Source organism: Halomonas sp. GT (genome assembly GCF_002082565.1).
GTDB lineage: Bacteria > Pseudomonadota > Gammaproteobacteria > Pseudomonadales > Halomonadaceae > Vreelandella.
Genome location: NZ_CP020562.1, coordinates 683484 through 700897 on the forward strand (window position 1 = coordinate 683484; position 17414 = coordinate 700897).

A 17414-nucleotide genomic window follows, 5' to 3' on the forward strand; every position below is an offset into this window, starting at 1 on the left:
ATTGTCATTAGATAAATCAATAGTTCACACCTGAACAGATGTCGCCTTGCTCTAGGTCTGGCAAGATAGCGTTTTCGGACGTTTGACGATCAAGGACACGGCATGGCGCATTTGCTACGCATCGTTATGATTCACGGCCACTTGTCAGGGGTGGTTGAACTCAATGTGGATGGCCACACCAATATTTGCGGCACCAACGCGTCAGGCAAAACCACGCTTCAGCGGTTAGTGCCGGTGTTTTACGGCGAGCTGCCCAATAAGGTGGTGCCGAAAACCCGCATGAAGTTTGATGCCTTCTATTTGCCCACTCGTCAAAGCTATCTCGTTTACGAATATCGCCGCGAAGCAGGTAATGTTTGCCAAGTCGTGCTGACGCGCAAGCAAGAAGGTGGCGTGGAGTATCGTTTTGTCGGTGCCCCTTATCGGCCAGAAGACTATCTGATCGAAACTGAGAAAGGCCCCTTGGCACTGGAGTACCCACAGTGGTCTAGCGGATTGCGCCGCAGCGGGATTCCTGTCTCTTCCAAGCTGGGGGCTACCTCCGAGTTTCGCTCTGTGATCCAAAACGACTTTACCCAGCTGCACGGTAATAGTCGCGATGGCCTAAAGCTGCGCCAAATCGCGGCGCAGTTTAGTCTGGTTAACCCTGAACGGCGTATTCGTCATATCGAAAAATTGGTCTCTGCTGTGCATGCGAAAGAGGGCAAGATGGATACCCTCAAAACCATGCTGGCGGCAATTTTCGAAGAGGATGGCGTCGAGCTGCCGGTCACCCGCATTCGCAGTGCCAAAGCGCGGGAGTGGATTGCCCAGATGCGCCAGTCCATGCGCCTGGAGCCGCTGCAGGCCGCGCTGACTAAACTTGGTGGCATCGACCGCGAATTGGCCCAGTTAGAGACCACGCTGTGGCAGTTGAAACCCCAGCTAAGCGCCGACCATCAGCAGGCAGAGCAGCGCATTGCGGAGCTGGATGGCGAGTTAAACCGCCACCAGCGCGAATTCCAGCAGCGTGAAAATGCCTACACTCAGCAGCGCGATGAGCTGAACGACCGCCACAGTGAAGTTGCGAGCGACTTACAGCACACTCAGCGTCGCTTGAATGACCTGCAAACCCAGTTTGAGCACTACGCCGATGCCGACATGACCGGCCTGGAGCGAGACATCAACGCCTTGCCACAGTGGCGTGAGCAGCGTGATCAGCTTCAGAAGCACCTGCAAGTTATGCAAGAGGCGGTAAAAGAGAGCCAGGCGCGTTTAGATGGCCGGTTACGCGAGCTTTCCGAAGCACTTGCCCGGCAAACTCAAGAAAATCAGGAGTTGATAGATGCCCTGGTCGAGGAAAAAGCCCAACGCCGAGAGCAGCAGTGGCAAGCCGAACAGCAGCATAACGAGCGCTATCAGCAAGAGCGCCAACGGCTAGAGGGTGAGTATCAAGCGCAGTTAGAACTGGGTGTTGAGCAACTAGCCGAATTAAAAGCGCAGCTGGCGATGCCCACCCAAACCGCTGAAGAGGCTCAAGAAGCCGAGCTTGCCCAGGCGCGTTTAGACCAAACACAGCAGGAACGCAGCGCTGCCGCCGCCACGTTGGAAGCGCTGCGCCGCGAGCTTGAAGGCCACAAACGTGAGCGCGACGCCGCTGAGCAGCAGCTGGTGCAGTGTCGCCAGCAGCGTGAGCGGGCCGAACAACACTGCTATGCGCTCTATCAACAGCGCGACCCCGAACAAGGCAGCCTGCGCCACTTTTTGCGTTACCACCGCCCCGGTTGGGAGCAGCAGCTTGGTAAGGTTATTGCGCCAGAGCTACTTGAGCGCCGAGACCTCGCCCCGCAGCTTGCTGAAGGCGCTAGCGACGACCTGTTCGGGCTAGCGCTGGACCTAAGCGCCATTGCACTGCCGGATTACGCCCAAGACGAAGCCAGTTTGCTGGCGGCGATTGAAGAGGCGGATGGCGCTAAACAGCGCGCCCAAGCCGAGTGTGCCGCTGCCGAAAAAGCCTTAAAGCAGTACAACGAACGGGTGCAACAGGCCGACGAGGCCCAAGATCAGGCGCGTATGGGGTATCAGCGTGCCGAACAGGAAGTGGAGTATGCCCTTGAGGCTCGCCGCCAGCAGCAAGAGCGCCATACCAAGCGCCAGCAGGCACGTCGAGCGGAGCACCAAGCGGCGTTGGCTCGCCAGGAGCAGGCCCAGACCGAACTGCGTGAAGAGAAACGCCAGTCGCTTGCCGAGCTGGCCGAGACCCATCAGGGCCAACTGCTGGAGTTAAAAGCCGATGCGCAAAACCAGCTGGATAGCCTGGATGCGCAGCTACGCCAGTACAAGCAGCAGCTTAACGATGCCAACGCGGAACATCAGCGCCAGCGCAATGAGCTGGAAGCCGCCTTCAGCCAGGAACTTGCCGAGCAGGGCGTGGACCCCGCGCAGCTTCAGGAAACGAAAAAACGCATAGAGCAACAGAATGAGCGCATTCGTAAAATCGCCGCTCGCCAGGAAGAACTCACCGAGTACCAACGCTTTATGCGCGTGGAGTGGAGCCAGCACAAGCCCCAGCTGGTGGCGCAGGAAGCGGAGCTTGTTCAGCTTGACCAGCAGTTGAAACGTGAAAAAGCGCGCCTCAAAAACGACTTCCAGGCCGCACGTGAAGCGCATCAATCAGCGGTTAATGAGCTAAAAATTCAGCGCGCAAATGCCCACGGCAGTGTAGAAGCCCTTAAGCCGCTGCTGGCCCAGTTGGAAAGTTTGGACATCGTTTCAGAGGGGGCGCCCTTAGCGGATGCCGTAGGTGACATGGAGGAGCGCATTGAGCGTGCGCGCCAAGCGTTAACCAGCCGCCATCAGCAGCTTGAACAGCTGCGCCGGGGCTGTCTGGAGGTAGAAAGCCAGCTGATTAAAGATGCCAGCAGCGGCTTTGCCGATGCACTGCAAAGCGAACGCGAGAAGCTGCCGAACGACAGCCCGCGACTAGTGTTGCCGCTGCTGCGCGACATGTTAAAACTGTTAGAAGATCAACAGCAGCAACTGATTCAGGAAGGGCGCAATTTAAGCGATGACCTGGATAAATTCTTTATTGTGTTCCGCGACTTAAACCGCCGTATCAGTGCGCAAAGCCGTCGGCTTTCCGACGAAGTAGCGGATGACCTGCGCTTAGAAGGCATCAGCAAAGCGGAAGTGCGCATTCAATCGACGATCGATGAGCTGGGTTTCTGGGAGCCTTTAAAGTTGTTTGCCCAGCGCTACAAAGCGTGGCGGGAATCTGGCCAGATGTTGCCCAGCGACGATTACCTTAATGCGCTGGCCGATGTGGTCGATTTGCTGCGCAGCGACCAGCAGTACAGCTTCGAAAGCCTGCTGCGCCTTGAACTGCACCTAAACGAGGGCGGCACTGACCTGGTGATCAAAAACGACCGCCAGTTGTTAGAGTCTTCAAGCCATGGCATGGCCTACCTGATTTTGTGTAAGTTCCTGCTGGCGTTTACGCGGCTGCTACGGGGGGATGCGCAAATTGCTATCCATTGGCCGATTGATGAAATCGGCACGCTGGCCTACCACAATGTCGAAAAGTTGTTCGACGCTTGTGACAGCAACCGCATTCATATTGTGGGGGCTTTCCCTAACCCGGAATCGGATGTGCTGCTGCTGTTTGCTAATCGCTACCTGATTGAGCGGGACCCTAACCAGCCCAACCAGCGCCTGCTAAAACGTATTGAACCGCGCCTTAGCCCGCTTGCGCAGCGGATCAAGGAGCGTCAGCAAGAGGTGACCGCATGATCGAACACGGCCCGCTACTGGAACGCTTGCTGGCTGGCGAGTTTGTCTGCGCCGTCAGTGATGACAACGCCTTCCGCCACCTAGCCAACGAAGAGACCCGCGACGCGATTGATGACTACCTGCGCCCGCTCAACCGCAGGCTGGCGAGCAATGATGAAGGCAGTGTCTACTTTTTAGCTTGGCGACAGCTGAACGAAGCCGCTCGGGAGCAGCTATCGCGCCAGCTGAGTGACACGGTCAACAGCCTGTTGCCGCTGCTGGAATGGCTGCAACTGGTTCAAGAGGCGCTAGGCCGCGACACCTTGGCGGCCCCTGGTGATGTGCTTAAGCCCGCTGAGTTCAGCGCTAAGTGCGAAGACAACCAAAGCCTGCGTGAGCGTTTGGAACGGCTAGCCACAGACAGCTTCTTTGGTTCCCAGAGCGACCAGTTGGATGCCCAAGTAAAGCAGTTATTTAAACGCTTGAAAGAGCATGGTTACTTGCTTCAGCCCCACACTGAGCGTCAGGTGTTTGTGGTCACCGGTAAAATTGATTACCTGATCGAGGTGGTGCGCTTTATCCGCGATGAGGAAAACTTGCCCATCGATGCGGAGCAGGAAGAGGGTGCCCAGGAGGCGCTGCTGTGAGTGAACTGGAAAGCCGCCTGCTAAAAACCGGCGCTGAACGGCTGGCGCTATTGGGCAAACATGCCGAACGACTGATGCAGGGCTACACTCGTGATGACGTGCCGTTAGATGGACTCAACGACAGTGCGCTGCGCAAACTGTTGGCTGCTCGAGTGTTATGGCGGCCCGATGAGCAGAGCGGCGTAAAGCTCGCTCCTAAAGTGCGCGAGCTGATCGCTGAAATGCTGGCCGACGAAACCCGCCGCCATGTAAATGCCGATGTTGCGGAAACCCTTGAGCTAGTGCGTTCGTTGGTGCACAGCTACCGTGAAGCCCGCAGCCGAGGTGAACATTGGCGACAGGAGCAGCAACTGCTGCGCCTGCGTCAGGAAGTTGACGATCTAAACGGCCGCTTTGCCGATGCTATTGATAGCCTTTGGCAGCGGCTCAATAGCGATTTCGGCTTTGTTAGCCAGTTGAGCGATAAGATTCGCGAAAACGACCGCGCCCAAAAACAGATAGTTAGGTTGTTGGATGGTCTGGCACTGATCGACTTCGACGAACTGATTGCGTTAGTAGGCAGCGATGGCAGCCTGCGCAAGCTACTGATCAGCCAGCTACAGCAGCGCTTAAGCCACCATTACACCAGCCTGCGGGAAGTGCAACGGCGGTTAATTGAGCTAATGGCACGCTTTCGCAAACAGCAGGCACGCAGCCGCCTGATCAGCGGCATGGTCGCGTTTATGCGCGAACATCCAGGCTTTGTGCCGAGTAATTACGCCAAACGCAGTGATGTTCCTGCGTTATTCAACCATGCTGCGCCGTTAAATGCCGCCGCTGCGCCAGCGCTAGATCGCGCGCTGGAAAGTCGCGTGCTGGCAGAACTGCTGCATGAGTTGCCAACCCCACGCCATGCCACGCAAACCGTTGAGTCGGCAGTGCCTGCGCTCACGCCGGAAGATAACCTTGCCGCTGCACGCCAGCAGGCGCTTAAACAAGATGTCGAACGCTTTTATCTTGCGGTGTTAGATCAGCCCCCCGCCGAGCCAATCAGCGCCCTCGCTTATCTGTATGACAGCCACCTCGAATGGCCCGATGAAATTTGGCTGTTTCAGGTTATCTCCGAATACCAGGGCTTGCCACGTAGCGAGCAGCAAGCGTTTCGCCTACACCAAGATGAATCACCGGCCAGCCCATTTAACGATCTGCGCCTGATTCATGACGTCGTACTGGCGGTGGCAGTATGACATTATCAGGCCGCGCCCGTGCCGGGCTTAACAGTGTTGTTCGAGAGCTTAACCGCCAGCCCGTGGTAGAAAAATCCCGTGGCAAGTGGGTCGAAGATGTAGTGGCATGGTGCCATCAGCAAGATATTGATCTAACCATGCGGATTTCCAACCAAGCGCTGCGCTTTGACGCCACGCTCATGGCGCAAATCAACAGCATGTTGGAGAGTGACCGTTTGGCACCGCTAGGGCGCTCGTTAAGTGGCTTAAGCAGTGCCGCCCAAGCAGCTGAAGGCGTTGAGGAGGATAAAAGCCGCCGCGAAGGCCCACGCGCAAAACGCGTGCTGATCAACTTGCCGCCGCAGCCCTCTGCATGGCTTGCGCCAGAGCCGCGCAGCATACGTGATGTTGATGTGAGCGGCCTGAAGCTGCCGGTGTTTGGCGCGCTCGTTCAGGTGGAAAACCTGGATAGCTTCTACGCGTTTTCGCCAGAGATAGCAGCGCTTAGCGGCTACGCTAACCCGCTGGTCGTTTACCGTGGCGACAGCCATTACGGCGGCGGCTTTGCCGAACTGACAAAAGCATGGCGCAAAACCAATCGGCCACACCTCTACGCCGGTGACTTCGACGCCAAAGGAGTGACCCTAGCCCTAGACAGCGGCGCCACGCATCTACTACTACCGGACATCGAATGGCTCACCCAGCACGTCACGCCACTGCACCAACCCGCTGAACAGCTGCCGTTCCAACGCCGCCTACGCCAACTGCATCTCACGTTGCCCAACCACCAACCCCTACGCCCGTACTTAGCCCTGCTGGAAAAACAGCGCGGGCTAAAACAGCAGTGGTTTGGAGGGGATATGGTGTGTGTATCGCTCAGTTAAAAACTGCCTTAGGGCTGTCACTCAACCCCGCTATTTTACGCTTTCCCTTACTTGGCCGTTAACGAGTTCGCAAATACGCGACGTTTTGATAGTTTGCCAACATTGGCTTTTCCCTAAAGGGAATTAGTGGGGTAGATTCAGGTGAGGGCGACAACAACCATTTTTAAGAAAAGCGTATCGCGTTGGCGAGCTTTTTTATAAATTTCAATGTATGGCAGGTAGATGGTTTGGCTGCTGGGTGTTAGGAAAATACGCATGTCAGGACTATTCTTTCCGGCGTTCTTTTTGAGGTGCGTGAGCTTCACCAAGTTGTAGCAATGGCCATCAATTACGAAGGTGAAGAGTACCGATTCCCTGATGGTTTAGACAAAATAGAGCAGGAGTTGGCGCGGTATGCGGCAGTTATCCCTGGCAGGCTAAAGTGGCTGAGCGATGATAGCCCGATGAACCGGTAAAGCTTGAGGAGTATCGGTCTCATGCCCTAGAGCTAGAATCTCGAATGACGAAGGTCCGGCCTATGAGTCAGGAATTAAAAGTTGAAGTCATACCGGGCAAGTCGTCTAACAAATCGCTCAATTCGTCGCCGCAAAACGGCGCGAATTAGCGCAGCGTTAAGTTTTTTGCTCCACCCTCGCAGACTATAATGTCATACGCTGTAGTCGCTAAATATGAGGGTATTGTTATGAGCGTCACCACAATCCGCCTTCAAGCAGACGTTGAACAGCACCTGGAAGCAATCGCCAACAGGTTACACCGGAGTAAAGGCTGGGTGATCAACCAGGTATTGTCGGAATACATAGAAAAGCAGCCGCTTGAGCAAAAGCGGTTGAAACAAACGTTAGAGGCAATGGAGTCTGCTGCCCAAGGCAAGGTTGTTGATGCCAGCGAGGTTCACCACTGGCTTAATAGCTGGGGAACCGAAAACGAGCAGGATGCGCCAGGGTCAGGTAAGTGAAACTGGTTTACACGGCCGAAACCATTGACGATTTGAAACGCCTCCGAGAGTTCATTGCGGATCACAACCCGTCTGCGGCGGCCAGGATTGCCGCCGAGCTTGTTGGCAAAATCGAATTACTTCCAGGCTTGCCCAATGTGGGCGCACCGGTTGAAATGGCACCGGTGCCTGACTCTGTTCGAGATATGGTTTTCGGAAAATACGTCGTTCGATATTCAGTCCATGCCACTGCCATCATTGCTCTCCGGGTATGGCATGGTCTTAAAGGTGAACGGTAGTCATTAAACCAGGCGCGGCACTCGGATGCCTTTGTATCTGCTTTGCTGCGTAAAAACCATCGGCGCTCTGCGCTCACCGGCGAATGCTGAGCATTTGAATCGCTCAACTGAACAATTCAAAGCAGGTAAGGTAACCCGCAGAGACTTGATGGATGAGTCGTCGATTACTGTCATGGACTGACGAATCCTGGAGCGATTCCCTTCACTGGCAAACCAGCGCCATTAAAGGAAAACTTAGCTGGTTTTTGGTCGCGACGTATAGATGATACGAATCGATTCGTCTACGCAGTTGATGATAATGCGATTACGATTATTTTGTGTCGTTATCACTATTAGATTCGGGCCTTCCACAGACTATCTCAGAGACCATTCAGAATAAGCGATGAACCTACTCTTCCTCGGCACCTCCGCGGGTGTGCCCACCAAACAAAGAAATGTCTCTGGGATTGCTTTGCGTGAAAGCAAAGGGAAGGGGTGGTACCTGATTGATTGTGGTGAAGGTACCCAGCATCAGGTCTTGCATACCAAGCTGTCGTTTCATTCACTAAAAGCCATCTTTATTACCCATGTGCATGGCGACCACTGCTACGGGCTGCCGGGCATTCTGGCGAGTGCCGCCATGGGGGGCCGGAAAGCGCCACTGACCATTGTTGCGCCCGCAGGTATCAAAGCTTGGTTGGAGGCCACCTGTGAGGTGACGCAGCTATGCTTACCTTTCGCCTTAGAGTTTATCGCCTCAGACGACTTGCCAAGCGTTGAGTTTGAGAACATCGCGGTTGAGACATTCAGCCTTTCACATCGGGTGGCGTCTTATGCCTATACATTTACGGAACGAAAGGTTGATGCTGCCCTGGACGTGGATAAGCTAGCGCAAAAGGGGATTCCAAGAGGGCCGTTGTGGGGCAGTTGAAGCAAGGGGTTGATATTGAGTTTGCAGGTGAGCAGTTAAAAAGCCATGACTACCTAATCTTCAAGAACACGCCTAGGAAAGTGGTGATCGCTGGGGATAATGACCAGCCTGACTTATTGAGCGAGGCGTGTGCAGAGGCGCAGGTGTTGGTACATGAGGCCACCTATACCGAAGAGATGGCCCAGAAGGCCGGTGATGTGGGGCATAGCTACGCCAAGCTTGTTGCTGCTTTTGCCGAATCGATAAAGCTACCTAGTTTGGTGCTGACACACTTCAGCCCTCGTTATCAGTTTAGCCCCCATGCGTCGCCGTCCATTGAGGACATCCGCAAAGAAGCTGAGTGCGTCTACTCGGGCTCTCTTTTCTTGGCGCGGGATTTTGGCGAATACACCTTGGAAAAAACGGGCCACTTTTCTGAGGTGGTGGGCGAGTAGTTTTCCGCGCGTTTGTCAGTAGTGATACCGAAGCTGGGCGATCAGCAGCGCATCGTCAGTCACCTTGTAAATCATCCGGTGCTCTTCGTTGATGCGTCGAGACCAGTAACCGGCCAAGCCGTGTTTAAGAGGCTCTGGTTTACCAACGCCGCCAAAGGGTTCTCGTTGGGTTTCTTTGATTAGCTTATTGATACGGCCAAGCACTTTTTTGTCCGTTTTTTGCCAGTATAAATAATCTTCCCATGCATGCTCAGCGAAGATGAGTTTCATTCCAAGAGTTCCCGCTCTTGGCCGCCACCTTGCTCTAGCTCGGCAATTGACTCAAGCAAGCGTTGAGCATTCTTGGGGGCGCGCAGCAGGTAGGCGGTCTCTTGCAGTGCCTCATAATCCTCTAAAGAGACCATGACCACAGACTGCGCTTTGTTACGGGTAATGATCATGGGCGCGTGATCTTCGCAGACCTGTTGCATTGTTTTCGCTAGATTGGTTCTAGCTGCTGTGTAGCTAATGGCATCCATAGGTAATTCCTGTTCACGATATTGTTCATGTACAGAATAATGTACGTTTTTGGTTTTGGCAATCGGCTGCGTTTTGAAGATGCCACTTATTTGACGTTGAAGCCGCTTAGTAGCACTGGCTTCCGGAGAAGCCAGTGCTTACTTCTTTATTTCAAAACAAAAGTTATTTCAAAAACGCTCGCAGCGTTTCGCTGGCTTGGTCGATAGCGACAACGCCATCTAAATGGCCGCGGTTGCCTTCTAAGGTTTCAAGCGTTACTTCGGTGCCGTCGGCTTCTATCAGCTCGGCAGTGCGGCGCACGCCTTCGGGGGCGAAGACGAGGTCGTTTTCGCTATAGAGCATCAGCGTTGGGGCGTCGATGGCGGCCAGTCCTTCTTCTAGTGAATCACCGTGGCCCGCCATAAAGAGTTGGTTGGCGCGAACCAAATACAGCAGATGGTTGGCATCGGAAAGTTCGGCGCGGGCGGCGGCGACGTCATCCAGCGTTTTCTCAATAGCGTAGCGGGCGTTGATATCTTGAGCGGGGTCGCGTTCGTCATCGGCCCAGTCGCGGTTGAACGTTTCGTTGGCCCACTGCCAGTGATTGGCATTGAGGGTGACGAGCTTGAGCGCTTCTTTTAGGCCATCGGTGGGTGGCTCGCCATCGTAATAGTTGCCTTCATTCCAGTTGGCGTCTAAGCGAATGGGCGCTGCCCAGGCGCTAAGCGTTGCCAGTAACCAGGGGTCGGCAACGCCGCCGCCAATAACAGGAATCAGCCTGTCCACTTTGTCAGGGTACGCGCTGGCCCATTCAAATGCTTGAAGCGCCCCCATCGAGGCACCCATGACCGCGTGTAGCGATTCAACGCCTTGGCTCTCTAGTAATGCGCGCTGTACCTCGACAAAGTCACGAATCGTCACTACAGGAAAGTCCATTCCCCACGGTTCGCCGGTGTCTGGGTTAATAGAAGCGGGGCCAGTGGTAGTGACATTGGGGTCGTGGGCGTTGAGGTTCACCAGCGTATCGGACGCAATAATGTAGTACTCGTCGGTATCCAGTGGTTTGCCGGGGCCAATGATGGCATCCCAGTAGCCGGTTGGCTCGCCATCCGGGTCATAACGACCTGCAGCGTTGCTGGTGCCAGAGAAAAAATGGGTAATTAAAATGGCATTGTCACGGGCGTCGTTTAATTCACCGTAGGCTTCCCAACCCACCGCAAGTTCGGGGATCGTTTCGCCGCCTTGAGTGGTAAAGTCTTGCATCTCGAAGGTTTGTTTTTCGACGACGCCATCCCAGGCCAGTAGCGGTGATGCTGCCAGTAATCCGAGGCTGGTAACTGTCACCACGGTCAATAAAGAGTGTCGTTGCTTGAGGGGCATACGCCTTCCTTAAATGAGGGATTGTTATGATTATTGTTGGCAACGGCTGCGTTGCCACCCTCTTAGCGTAGACGGCTTTAGCGCATTTTAAATGGGTTTAGCCCGTTAGCTTGTTGCATCATCATGCGTTTGGCGAGCGGTACGCGTTCGGCAAGGTGCAGGCTGAGGTCACCCAGCTGGCGTAGCGGTTTTGCGCCGGTGAACAGGTGATGGAAACTGTCGGTGGCGGCAATCATGGCTTGGTTAGCCAAACGGCGGTGGCATTCGAAGCGGTGCAGGCTGATAGCGTCACCGGGGTCGCGGCCTTTGATAATCAGCTCTGCCAGGGTGTCGGCATCGTGCAGACCAATATTTAGCCCTTGCCCTGCCAGCGGATGCACCACGTGGGCGGCATCGCCAATCAGTGCTAAGCGCTTGCCGATATAGCGTTTGGCGTGCTGGCGTCTAATTGGAAAACTCGCCTTTGCGACCACACGGGTTAGCTTGCCTAGCCGCTTGGGAAAGGCTGTTTCAATGGCCGTTTTTAGGGCGTCGCTGGAGAGCTGTTCACGGGCTTTGGTGGCTTCGTCGCTGTCATACCACACCAGCGATGCACGATGGCCTGGTAAGGGAAGCATGGCAATCGGGCCGGTGGGGGTGAAACACTGCCAACTGATATCTTGTTGGGGTAGCTCGGTTTCTACATTAATAATCATCGCCCGCTGATGGTAGTCGTAGCTACTAACGGTAATGCCAGCAAGTTCTCGTAGCGTCGAATGTGCGCCATCTGCGCCAACAATCAAGCGGGCGCTTAAGGTTTTGCCGTTATCTAGCTCCAGCATGCGGCCGGTGCTAGCCGCCATGGTGCTGAGCGGTGCGCACTGGGTATAGCAGGTCACGCTGGGAAGATTCTCTAAGCGCTGCCACAACGCATATTGCAGGGTGCGGTTTTCGATAAAAATACCGAAGTCATCCATGCCACTGTCCTGGGCAGAAAACAGTGAGTGGCCGGAGCCATCCTGATTAGCGACATCAATATGGCGAAACGGGCAGCAGCGCTCTTCGGGAAGCGCGGTGCCGCTCGCTTTTACAAACGCCAGCGAACGGGCATTAAGTGAGGAGATACGCAGGTCATAATCGCCGCTGAGCGGGGTGGGGGCGCTGCCACGTTCTACCAGCCCAACCGACATGCCGGTATGGCCTAACCGGGCTGCTAGCGCGGCACCCACCATGCCACCGCCGACAATGATAATCTCGTGATCCCATTGCATGAGACACTCCTTACGTTGAATAACGAGGGCATATTGCATACCCCTTTATTGTCATACAGTATCGGTTACTTGTCGCAGTGTTGCATAGGGTGATCCATTGACGCAGGCCGTGGAAATGACAAATAGCATCGCACAGACGGGGGAAGCGCTGGCGGGTTTTATTGAGCGCCACCCTAAACTGTGGGTGATTACTGGCGCAGGAGTAAGCACTGACAGCGGCATTCCTGATTACCGCGATGCGGACGGGCAGTGGAAGCGCCCGCCGCCGGTACAGCATGGCGATTTTATGACCTCACTTGCTGTGCGCCAGCGTTATTGGGCGCGGGCGCTGATCGGTTTCAAAGCTATGCGTGAAGCCCAAGTGAGTGGTGCACATCGTGCACTAGCGGCGCTGGAAACCATGGGCTACGTGGAACTGCTGGTGACACAGAACGTAGACCGTCTGCATCAGCGGGCAGGTTCTAGCAAGGTGATTGATTTACACGGGCGAGCAGACATGGTGGCGTGCATGACCTGCGGTTACCAACTCATGCGCCACGCCATGCACAGCGAAATGGCCAGGATGAACCCGCGTTTTGCAGCACTGGATGCCCGCCATGCGCCCGACGGCGATGCGGATTTAGAAACCGATTTTTCGACGTTTCAGGTGCTGGATTGCCCGCGCTGCCAAGGCATCCTAAAGCCCCAAGTTGTCTATTACGGAGATGTGGTGCCGCCAGCGCGGCGCTTGGCTGCTCAAGCAGGGCTGCAAAACGCCGATGCCGTGTTGGCTGTGGGCACTTCGTTGATGGTGTATTCAGGCTACCGCTTCTGCCGCGATGCCCACGCCATGGGTTTGCCGGTTGCCTCGCTGTCGTTGGGCGTTACTCGCGCCGATGCGCTCTTAACCCATCAGTGGCGCGCACCGTTGACGCCCGTGCTAGAGCACGCGGTGGCGTGTTTGAAGCGTGACTAACGCGCTTTCGAGACCCAGGGATTGCCGTCACTCCACAGCCGCCAAGGGGCGTCGCGGTCGGCGGGCTGGGCATAATCGATACCCACGCGAGGGCCAGAGGCAACGGCATCGGGAGGAGTGCCCGCTGTTATCCATAGCACGTCAGACTGGGTCATATCATGACCATATAGCGTTTTATCAATACGCAGCGCGCGGGTTAGCTTACCGGGGCCATTGGTGAGATTGCGGCCCTTTACATCACGTAGCGCGCGCATGGCCACTTCACCTGACACTGGCTCCACCGCGCGAATAAGCACCGCGCACGGGTTGCCTTCTGGCTGTGTCACTACGTTCAGCAGCCAGTGCATGCCATACACCAGGTACACGTAGGCGTGCCCTGGAGGCCCAAACATGGCCTCCGTTCTCGGCGTTTTGCGCCGATGCGCATGGCAGGCCGAATCTTCAGACCCCCGATAGGCCTCTGTTTCGACGATCTCCGCGACCATCAGCTCGCCTTCGTAGTAACGAACCAGTCGACAACCCAGTAGGTCTCGAGCGACGGCGAGGGTGTCACGGCGATAAAAGTCGCGCGGAAGAGGGGGTAGCGCCACTGTGTTAGCGAGTCGCTTAACGTCAATTAATGGGTCAGTATGCGCCATGATATCGCCAATTACTTGAGTAAGCTGCTAGGGTATTCGTTAGCCCTTTCTTTTAAAAGCGGAGTCGCCCGTGCTGTCATTTGAACACCAGTTTGCAACGCTTCCCGAGCCACTGTGGATGGCCTGTCAGCCCACGCCAGTGAGCCAGCCCGCGCTGATTGTATTTAATGAGCGCCTGGCAGAAACGCTGGGAGTTAAGACAGGGCTGAAGAGTAAGCCCGATGATGCCACTCTTACCCAGTGGTTTAGTGGAAATCAGCTGCCTCCGGGCGCAGAACCACGGGCGCTGGGCTACGCTGGGCATCAGTTTGGTAACTTTGTACCGCAGTTGGGTGATGGCCGCGCATTATTGTTGGGAGAGGTCGTCGACCAGAACGGGATACGGCGCGATGTTCAGCTCAAGGGCAGCGGCCGCACGCCATTTTCCCGTGGTGGTGATGGTCGTTCGCCGCTGGGTCCGGTGCTACGGGAGTATCTGGTCAGTGAATTTATGGCTGCAATGGGCGTACCCACCACCCGTGCGTTAGCCGCCGTTTCTACCGGCGAGCGAGTCGTGCGCCAATTACCTGAGCCCGGCGCAGTATTTACCCGCGTCGCAAGCAGTCATATTCGTGTGGGCACCTTTCAATTTGCTGCGGTACGTAGAGATGAAGCTGCCCTGAAAGCGCTGGCCGACCATGTGATTGAGCGCCACTATCCGGAAGCCGCTAGTGCAGACGATCCTTATTTAGCCTTGTTAGAGGCGGTGGTTGCTCGCCAAGCGGTGCTAGTGGCGCGGTGGATGAGCCTTGGATTTATTCATGGTGTTATGAATACCGACAACTGCAGCATTGCCGGAGAAACTATTGATTACGGCCCCTGTGCCTTTATGGAGCAGTTTGACCCGCAAAAAGTCTTCAGCTCAATTGATCAAGGCAAGCGCTATGCCTTTGATAACCAACCCGCCATTGCTCAATGGAACCTAGCCCGCTTTGCAGAAACGTTACTGCCGCTGATGCGCGAAGAGGGCGATACCGTCGTCGAGCAGGCCACCGATATCATCCGCCGCTTTGAGCGACTGTTTGATGCCGAGCAGCGCCGCTTGCACGCGGATAAGCTTGGCCTTGAAGCAGACAGCGACCAAGCGGTACCGCTAATGGAAGCGCTGGAAAGCCAGATGCACCAGGGGCGAATGGATATGACCGCCACCTTTGATGCGCTAACACACTTTGCCAGCACCTCAAGTGAAACGCATAAAGAAGCACTGCTGGCGCTAACTACCCAGCCCGATGAACTGGCGGCATGGTTAGATAAATGGCAAGCCGCACAGGTTGCCAGCCAAGGCAGCGAGCGCTTAGCCGCCATGCGGCGTGCTAATCCAGTTGTTATTCCCCGTAACCACCGAATTCAGGAAGTTATCGATGCGGCTTACGAGGGCGACTTTGCGCCGTTTCACAGCTTACTTGCTGTGGTCACCCAGCCCTTTGATGAATCCGCAGAAGCCCGCCGCCTTGCAGCTCCCGCAACGGAAAACGAGCAGGTACTAAGAACGTTTTGCGGTACGTAACCTCGGCTTTTCCTGTGGTAAACTGTGATTATTTACAGGTAAGGGCGGAGGCAAGGGCAACCTGTGCGCAAAATTATTCATTGCGACTGTGACTGCTTCTACGCAGCGGTTGAAATGCGCGACAACCCAGCGCTTAACGATGTGCCTATTGCGATAGGCGGCAGCGTTGAGCAGCGCGGGGTTGTCGCTACCTGTAACTACCCCGCCCGCGAATTTGGCATCCACTCGGCCATGCCTATGGCGCAGGCACTCAAACGCTGCCCACATTTGACCGTTATCCGCGGTGATATGGCCAAATACAAAGCGGTGGCGCGTCAAGTATTTGCGATTTATCGCGATGTGACTGAACTGATTGAACCGCTCTCGCTAGATGAAGCCTTTTTAGACGTTACTGATATTTCCCTGTGCAACGGCAGTGCTACCCGCATGGCCGAAGCGATTCGCCAACGGGTTAAACAAGAAGTAGGCATTACCGTCTCGGCAGGTGTCGCACCCAATAAGTTTCTTGCCAAAATTGCCAGTGACTGGCGTAAGCCCGATGGTCTGTTTGTGATCACGCCGAACGATATCGATGGCTTTGTGCAGCAACTGCCGGTCAAGAAAATCCACGGCGTGGGGCCGCGCACGGCTGAAAAATTGGCGGGGTTGGGTATTCAAACCTGTACGGATTTGCGGGCTCGTCCGCTCACTGAGCTGGTCGAACAGTTTGGCCGCTTCGGTCATCGACTGTTTGAGCTTAGCTTTGGGCGCGACGAGCGGCCAGTGAAAACCCACCGTGAGCGGAAATCGATCAGCACTGAGCAAACCTACTCCCAGGACTTACCCACTCTAGAAACTTGTCGCCAACAATTACCTGATCTTCTCAACGACCTAGAGCAGCGCTACGCCAGACTAGACCCCGCGCCCGCCGTGCGCGGGCTAATGGTAAAGGTAAAATTCAACGACTTTACCCAAACCACCGTGGAGCACGCCGATCCCGCGCCTAACCTGGATCAATTCGAATCCCTGTTAACTATTGGCTGGTTACGAGGGGAGAGACCGGTTCGGCTATTAGGCGTGGGCTACCGCTTGGCAGAAGAAACCACCGTTCAGCAACTCTCGCTGTTTTAATTAGCCTGTTAATACTTATGTCGATTGACGCTCATTCCAAGGCGCGTTAAAACAGACGTATGATAGTTTGTCTACTTGCTAGCTAGTTAGCGTGGTTGTTGCTGCCACGATGCTTTCCTGTCTTCTTACCCTGCGAGCTAACCATGTCTGCCCATGCCACCCAACGCCCTCGTTTAGTGTTCGCCCATGCGAATGGCTTTCCTGGCTTAAGCTATCGCACGCTGCTGGAACCGCTGGCAGAGTCGTTTGACCTCCATCCGCTTGATCGATTGGGCCATCACCCGGATTACCCGGTGAACCATAACTGGGGCAATTTAGTCGATGAACTGTTGAGCTACTTGCCGGTTACAGATGCACCGTTATTGGGTGTTGGTCACTCGTTAGGCGGTACGCTGATGGCGATGGCGGCAGATAAACAGCCAGAACGCTTCTGCGGCGTCATTATGCTCGACCCGCCGCTGATGCTGGGGCCGGATGCCTGGGTGATGAAAGCGGCGAAGCGGTTTGGCTTTATGGATCGCATCACGCCTGCTGGTAAAACCCAGGGGCGGCGTAGTGTGTGGCCTAGCCGAGAAGCAATGGCTAACTCGCTGCGCCGTCGTGGGTTATTTCGCCGCTTTACCCCAGAGGCGTTGAACGACTACATTGAAGCAGGAACGCGCTTGCTAGATGACGGTAGCGCTGAGCTAACTTTCGACCCAGGGGTTGAGGTAGAGATATTTCGCCATCTGCCGGATCACCTATCGGGATTGCCACGCCGAGTCGGTGTGCCGATCCACTTGGTAGCAGGGCAGGAGTCGCACTTACTCACCCCTACACGGGTCAAGCGGCTTCAGCGTCGTGGGTTAGCTATTAGCGAGGTTCCCGGTACTCATATGTTCCCTATGGAGTATCCTGATGAAACGCGAGCGGCCATATTGGCGGCGTGGCAGCGTTTTGAGCTGGGAGTCAGTAAGCGCGCATAAAGCGTATAAGGA

Annotated in this window: 16 protein-coding genes and 2 pseudogenes; 13 read left to right on the top strand and 5 right to left on the bottom strand. The window is 55.4% G+C overall.

Features of this window, described 5'->3' with window-relative positions:
* Window positions 1-102: 102 nt before the first annotated feature.
* From B6A39_RS03225 to B6A39_RS03260, 9 genes and pseudogenes are all read left to right on the top strand, one after another.
* Complete coding sequence (locus tag B6A39_RS03225) at window positions 103-3768, top strand: ATP-binding protein (protein ID WP_083001298.1); 3666 nt, start codon at window positions 103-105, stop codon at window positions 3766-3768.
* Complete coding sequence (locus B6A39_RS03230; protein WP_083001300.1) at window positions 3765-4394, top strand: condensin complex protein MksE; 630 nt, start codon at window positions 3765-3767, stop codon at window positions 4392-4394. The genes B6A39_RS03225 and B6A39_RS03230 overlap by 4 nt, the downstream gene beginning before the upstream one ends.
* Window positions 4391-5620 (top strand): hypothetical protein, encoded by a 1230-nt coding sequence (locus B6A39_RS03235; RefSeq protein WP_083001302.1) that lies wholly within the window; start codon window positions 4391-4393, stop codon window positions 5618-5620. The genes B6A39_RS03230 and B6A39_RS03235 overlap by 4 nt, the downstream gene beginning before the upstream one ends.
* Window positions 5617-6483: a DUF7281 domain-containing protein gene (locus tag B6A39_RS03240; protein WP_083001304.1), complete on the top strand. Its 867-nt coding sequence runs from the start codon at window positions 5617-5619 to the stop codon at window positions 6481-6483. Before B6A39_RS03235 ends, B6A39_RS03240 begins: the two co-directional genes overlap by 4 nt.
* Window positions 6484-6800: 317 nt before the next feature.
* Window positions 6801-6938 (top strand): hypothetical protein, encoded by a 138-nt coding sequence (locus B6A39_RS18865; RefSeq protein WP_156886190.1) that lies wholly within the window; start codon window positions 6801-6803, stop codon window positions 6936-6938.
* 227 nt (window positions 6939-7165) lie between these two features.
* Window positions 7166-7438, top strand: a complete 273-nt coding sequence (locus tag B6A39_RS03245) for a CopG family ribbon-helix-helix protein (RefSeq protein WP_083001306.1) — start codon at window positions 7166-7168, stop codon at window positions 7436-7438.
* Window positions 7435-7716, top strand: coding sequence for a type II toxin-antitoxin system RelE/ParE family toxin (locus B6A39_RS03250; RefSeq protein ID WP_083001308.1), 282 nt, complete (start codon window positions 7435-7437; stop codon window positions 7714-7716). The genes B6A39_RS03245 and B6A39_RS03250 overlap by 4 nt, the downstream gene beginning before the upstream one ends.
* A gap of 152 nt (window positions 7717-7868) precedes the next feature.
* Window positions 7869-8052 (top strand): annotated as a pseudogene (locus tag B6A39_RS03255) (type II toxin-antitoxin system YoeB family toxin).
* A gap of 46 nt (window positions 8053-8098) precedes the next feature.
* Window positions 8099-9060: pseudogene (locus tag B6A39_RS03260) on the top strand (ribonuclease Z).
* Window positions 9061-9075: 15 nt separating this feature from the next.
* Here B6A39_RS03260 and B6A39_RS03265 read toward each other — a convergent pair.
* The 4 genes from B6A39_RS03265 to B6A39_RS03280 form a co-directional block, all read right to left on the bottom strand.
* On the bottom strand, window positions 9076-9330 hold the full coding sequence (locus B6A39_RS03265; RefSeq protein WP_083001310.1) for a Txe/YoeB family addiction module toxin: 255 nt from the start codon (window positions 9328-9330) through the stop codon (window positions 9076-9078).
* Window positions 9327-9578 carry a type II toxin-antitoxin system Phd/YefM family antitoxin gene (locus B6A39_RS03270; protein ID WP_083001312.1) on the bottom strand — a complete coding sequence of 84 codons (252 nt, stop codon included), beginning with the start codon at window positions 9576-9578 and terminating at the stop codon, window positions 9327-9329. The genes B6A39_RS03265 and B6A39_RS03270 overlap by 4 nt, the downstream gene beginning before the upstream one ends.
* A 163-nt stretch (window positions 9579-9741) precedes the next feature.
* Window positions 9742-10938, bottom strand: a complete 1197-nt coding sequence (locus tag B6A39_RS03275; protein ID WP_083001314.1) for an E22 family MetX-like putative esterase — start codon at window positions 10936-10938, stop codon at window positions 9742-9744.
* Between the two features lie 77 nt (window positions 10939-11015).
* Window positions 11016-12188 carry a UbiH/UbiF/VisC/COQ6 family ubiquinone biosynthesis hydroxylase gene (locus B6A39_RS03280; RefSeq protein WP_083001316.1) on the bottom strand — a complete coding sequence of 391 codons (1173 nt, stop codon included), beginning with the start codon at window positions 12186-12188 and terminating at the stop codon, window positions 11016-11018.
* A gap of 115 nt (window positions 12189-12303) precedes the next feature.
* Between B6A39_RS03280 and B6A39_RS03285 the strand changes: the two genes are divergently transcribed.
* Window positions 12304-13143 (top strand): NAD-dependent protein deacetylase, encoded by an 840-nt coding sequence (locus tag B6A39_RS03285; protein ID WP_156886191.1) that lies wholly within the window; start codon window positions 12304-12306, stop codon window positions 13141-13143.
* Here B6A39_RS03285 and B6A39_RS03290 read toward each other — a convergent pair.
* Window positions 13140-13781: a DNA-3-methyladenine glycosylase gene (locus B6A39_RS03290; RefSeq protein WP_083001321.1), complete on the bottom strand. Its 642-nt coding sequence runs from the start codon at window positions 13779-13781 to the stop codon at window positions 13140-13142. The two genes, B6A39_RS03285 and B6A39_RS03290, sit on opposite strands and share 4 nt — an antisense overlap.
* A 70-nt stretch (window positions 13782-13851) precedes the next feature.
* Here B6A39_RS03290 and B6A39_RS03295 point away from each other — a divergent pair, with 70 nt between their 5' ends.
* The 3 genes from B6A39_RS03295 to B6A39_RS03305 all read left to right on the top strand — a co-directional run bounded on the left by B6A39_RS03295 (window position 13852) and on the right by B6A39_RS03305 (window position 17402).
* The gene (locus tag B6A39_RS03295; RefSeq protein WP_083001324.1) at window positions 13852-15327 is read left to right on the top strand and encodes a protein adenylyltransferase SelO; all 1476 of its coding nucleotides are present in this window, start codon (window positions 13852-13854) and stop codon (window positions 15325-15327) included.
* 63 nt (window positions 15328-15390) lie between these two features.
* Entirely contained in the window at window positions 15391-16437 is a 1047-nt protein-coding gene (gene dinB, locus B6A39_RS03300; protein ID WP_083001326.1) for a DNA polymerase IV, read from the top strand.
* Window positions 16438-16580: 143 nt separating this feature from the next.
* Window positions 16581-17402: an alpha/beta fold hydrolase gene (locus B6A39_RS03305; RefSeq protein ID WP_083001329.1), complete on the top strand. Its 822-nt coding sequence runs from the start codon at window positions 16581-16583 to the stop codon at window positions 17400-17402.
* Window positions 17403-17414 lie beyond the last annotated feature (12 nt).

Excerpts from the sequence above, each read along its gene's own strand:
- B6A39_RS03280 (WP_083001316.1), bottom strand. The coding sequence starts at position 12,188 with ATGCAATGGGATCACGAGATTATCATTGTCGGCGGTGGCATGGTGGGT.
- B6A39_RS03240 (WP_083001304.1), top strand. The coding sequence starts at position 5,617 with ATGACATTATCAGGCCGCGCCCGTGCCGGGCTTAACAGTGTTGTTCGA.
- B6A39_RS03225 (WP_083001298.1), top strand. The coding sequence starts at position 103 with ATGGCGCATTTGCTACGCATCGTTATGATTCACGGCCACTTGTCAGGG.
- B6A39_RS03230 (WP_083001300.1), top strand. The coding sequence starts at position 3,765 with ATGATCGAACACGGCCCGCTACTGGAACGCTTGCTGGCTGGCGAGTTT.
- B6A39_RS03305 (WP_083001329.1), top strand. The coding sequence starts at position 16,581 with ATGTCTGCCCATGCCACCCAACGCCCTCGTTTAGTGTTCGCCCATGCG.
- B6A39_RS18865 (WP_156886190.1), top strand. The coding sequence starts at position 6,801 with ATGGCCATCAATTACGAAGGTGAAGAGTACCGATTCCCTGATGGTTTA.
- B6A39_RS03275 (WP_083001314.1), bottom strand. The coding sequence starts at position 10,938 with ATGCCCCTCAAGCAACGACACTCTTTATTGACCGTGGTGACAGTTACC.
- B6A39_RS03265 (WP_083001310.1), bottom strand. The coding sequence starts at position 9,330 with ATGAAACTCATCTTCGCTGAGCATGCATGGGAAGATTATTTATACTGG.
- B6A39_RS03245 (WP_083001306.1), top strand. The coding sequence starts at position 7,166 with ATGAGCGTCACCACAATCCGCCTTCAAGCAGACGTTGAACAGCACCTG.
- B6A39_RS03290 (WP_083001321.1), bottom strand. The coding sequence starts at position 13,781 with ATGGCGCATACTGACCCATTAATTGACGTTAAGCGACTCGCTAACACA.
- B6A39_RS03285 (WP_156886191.1), top strand. The coding sequence starts at position 12,304 with ATGACAAATAGCATCGCACAGACGGGGGAAGCGCTGGCGGGTTTTATT.
- B6A39_RS03270 (WP_083001312.1), bottom strand. The coding sequence starts at position 9,578 with ATGGATGCCATTAGCTACACAGCAGCTAGAACCAATCTAGCGAAAACA.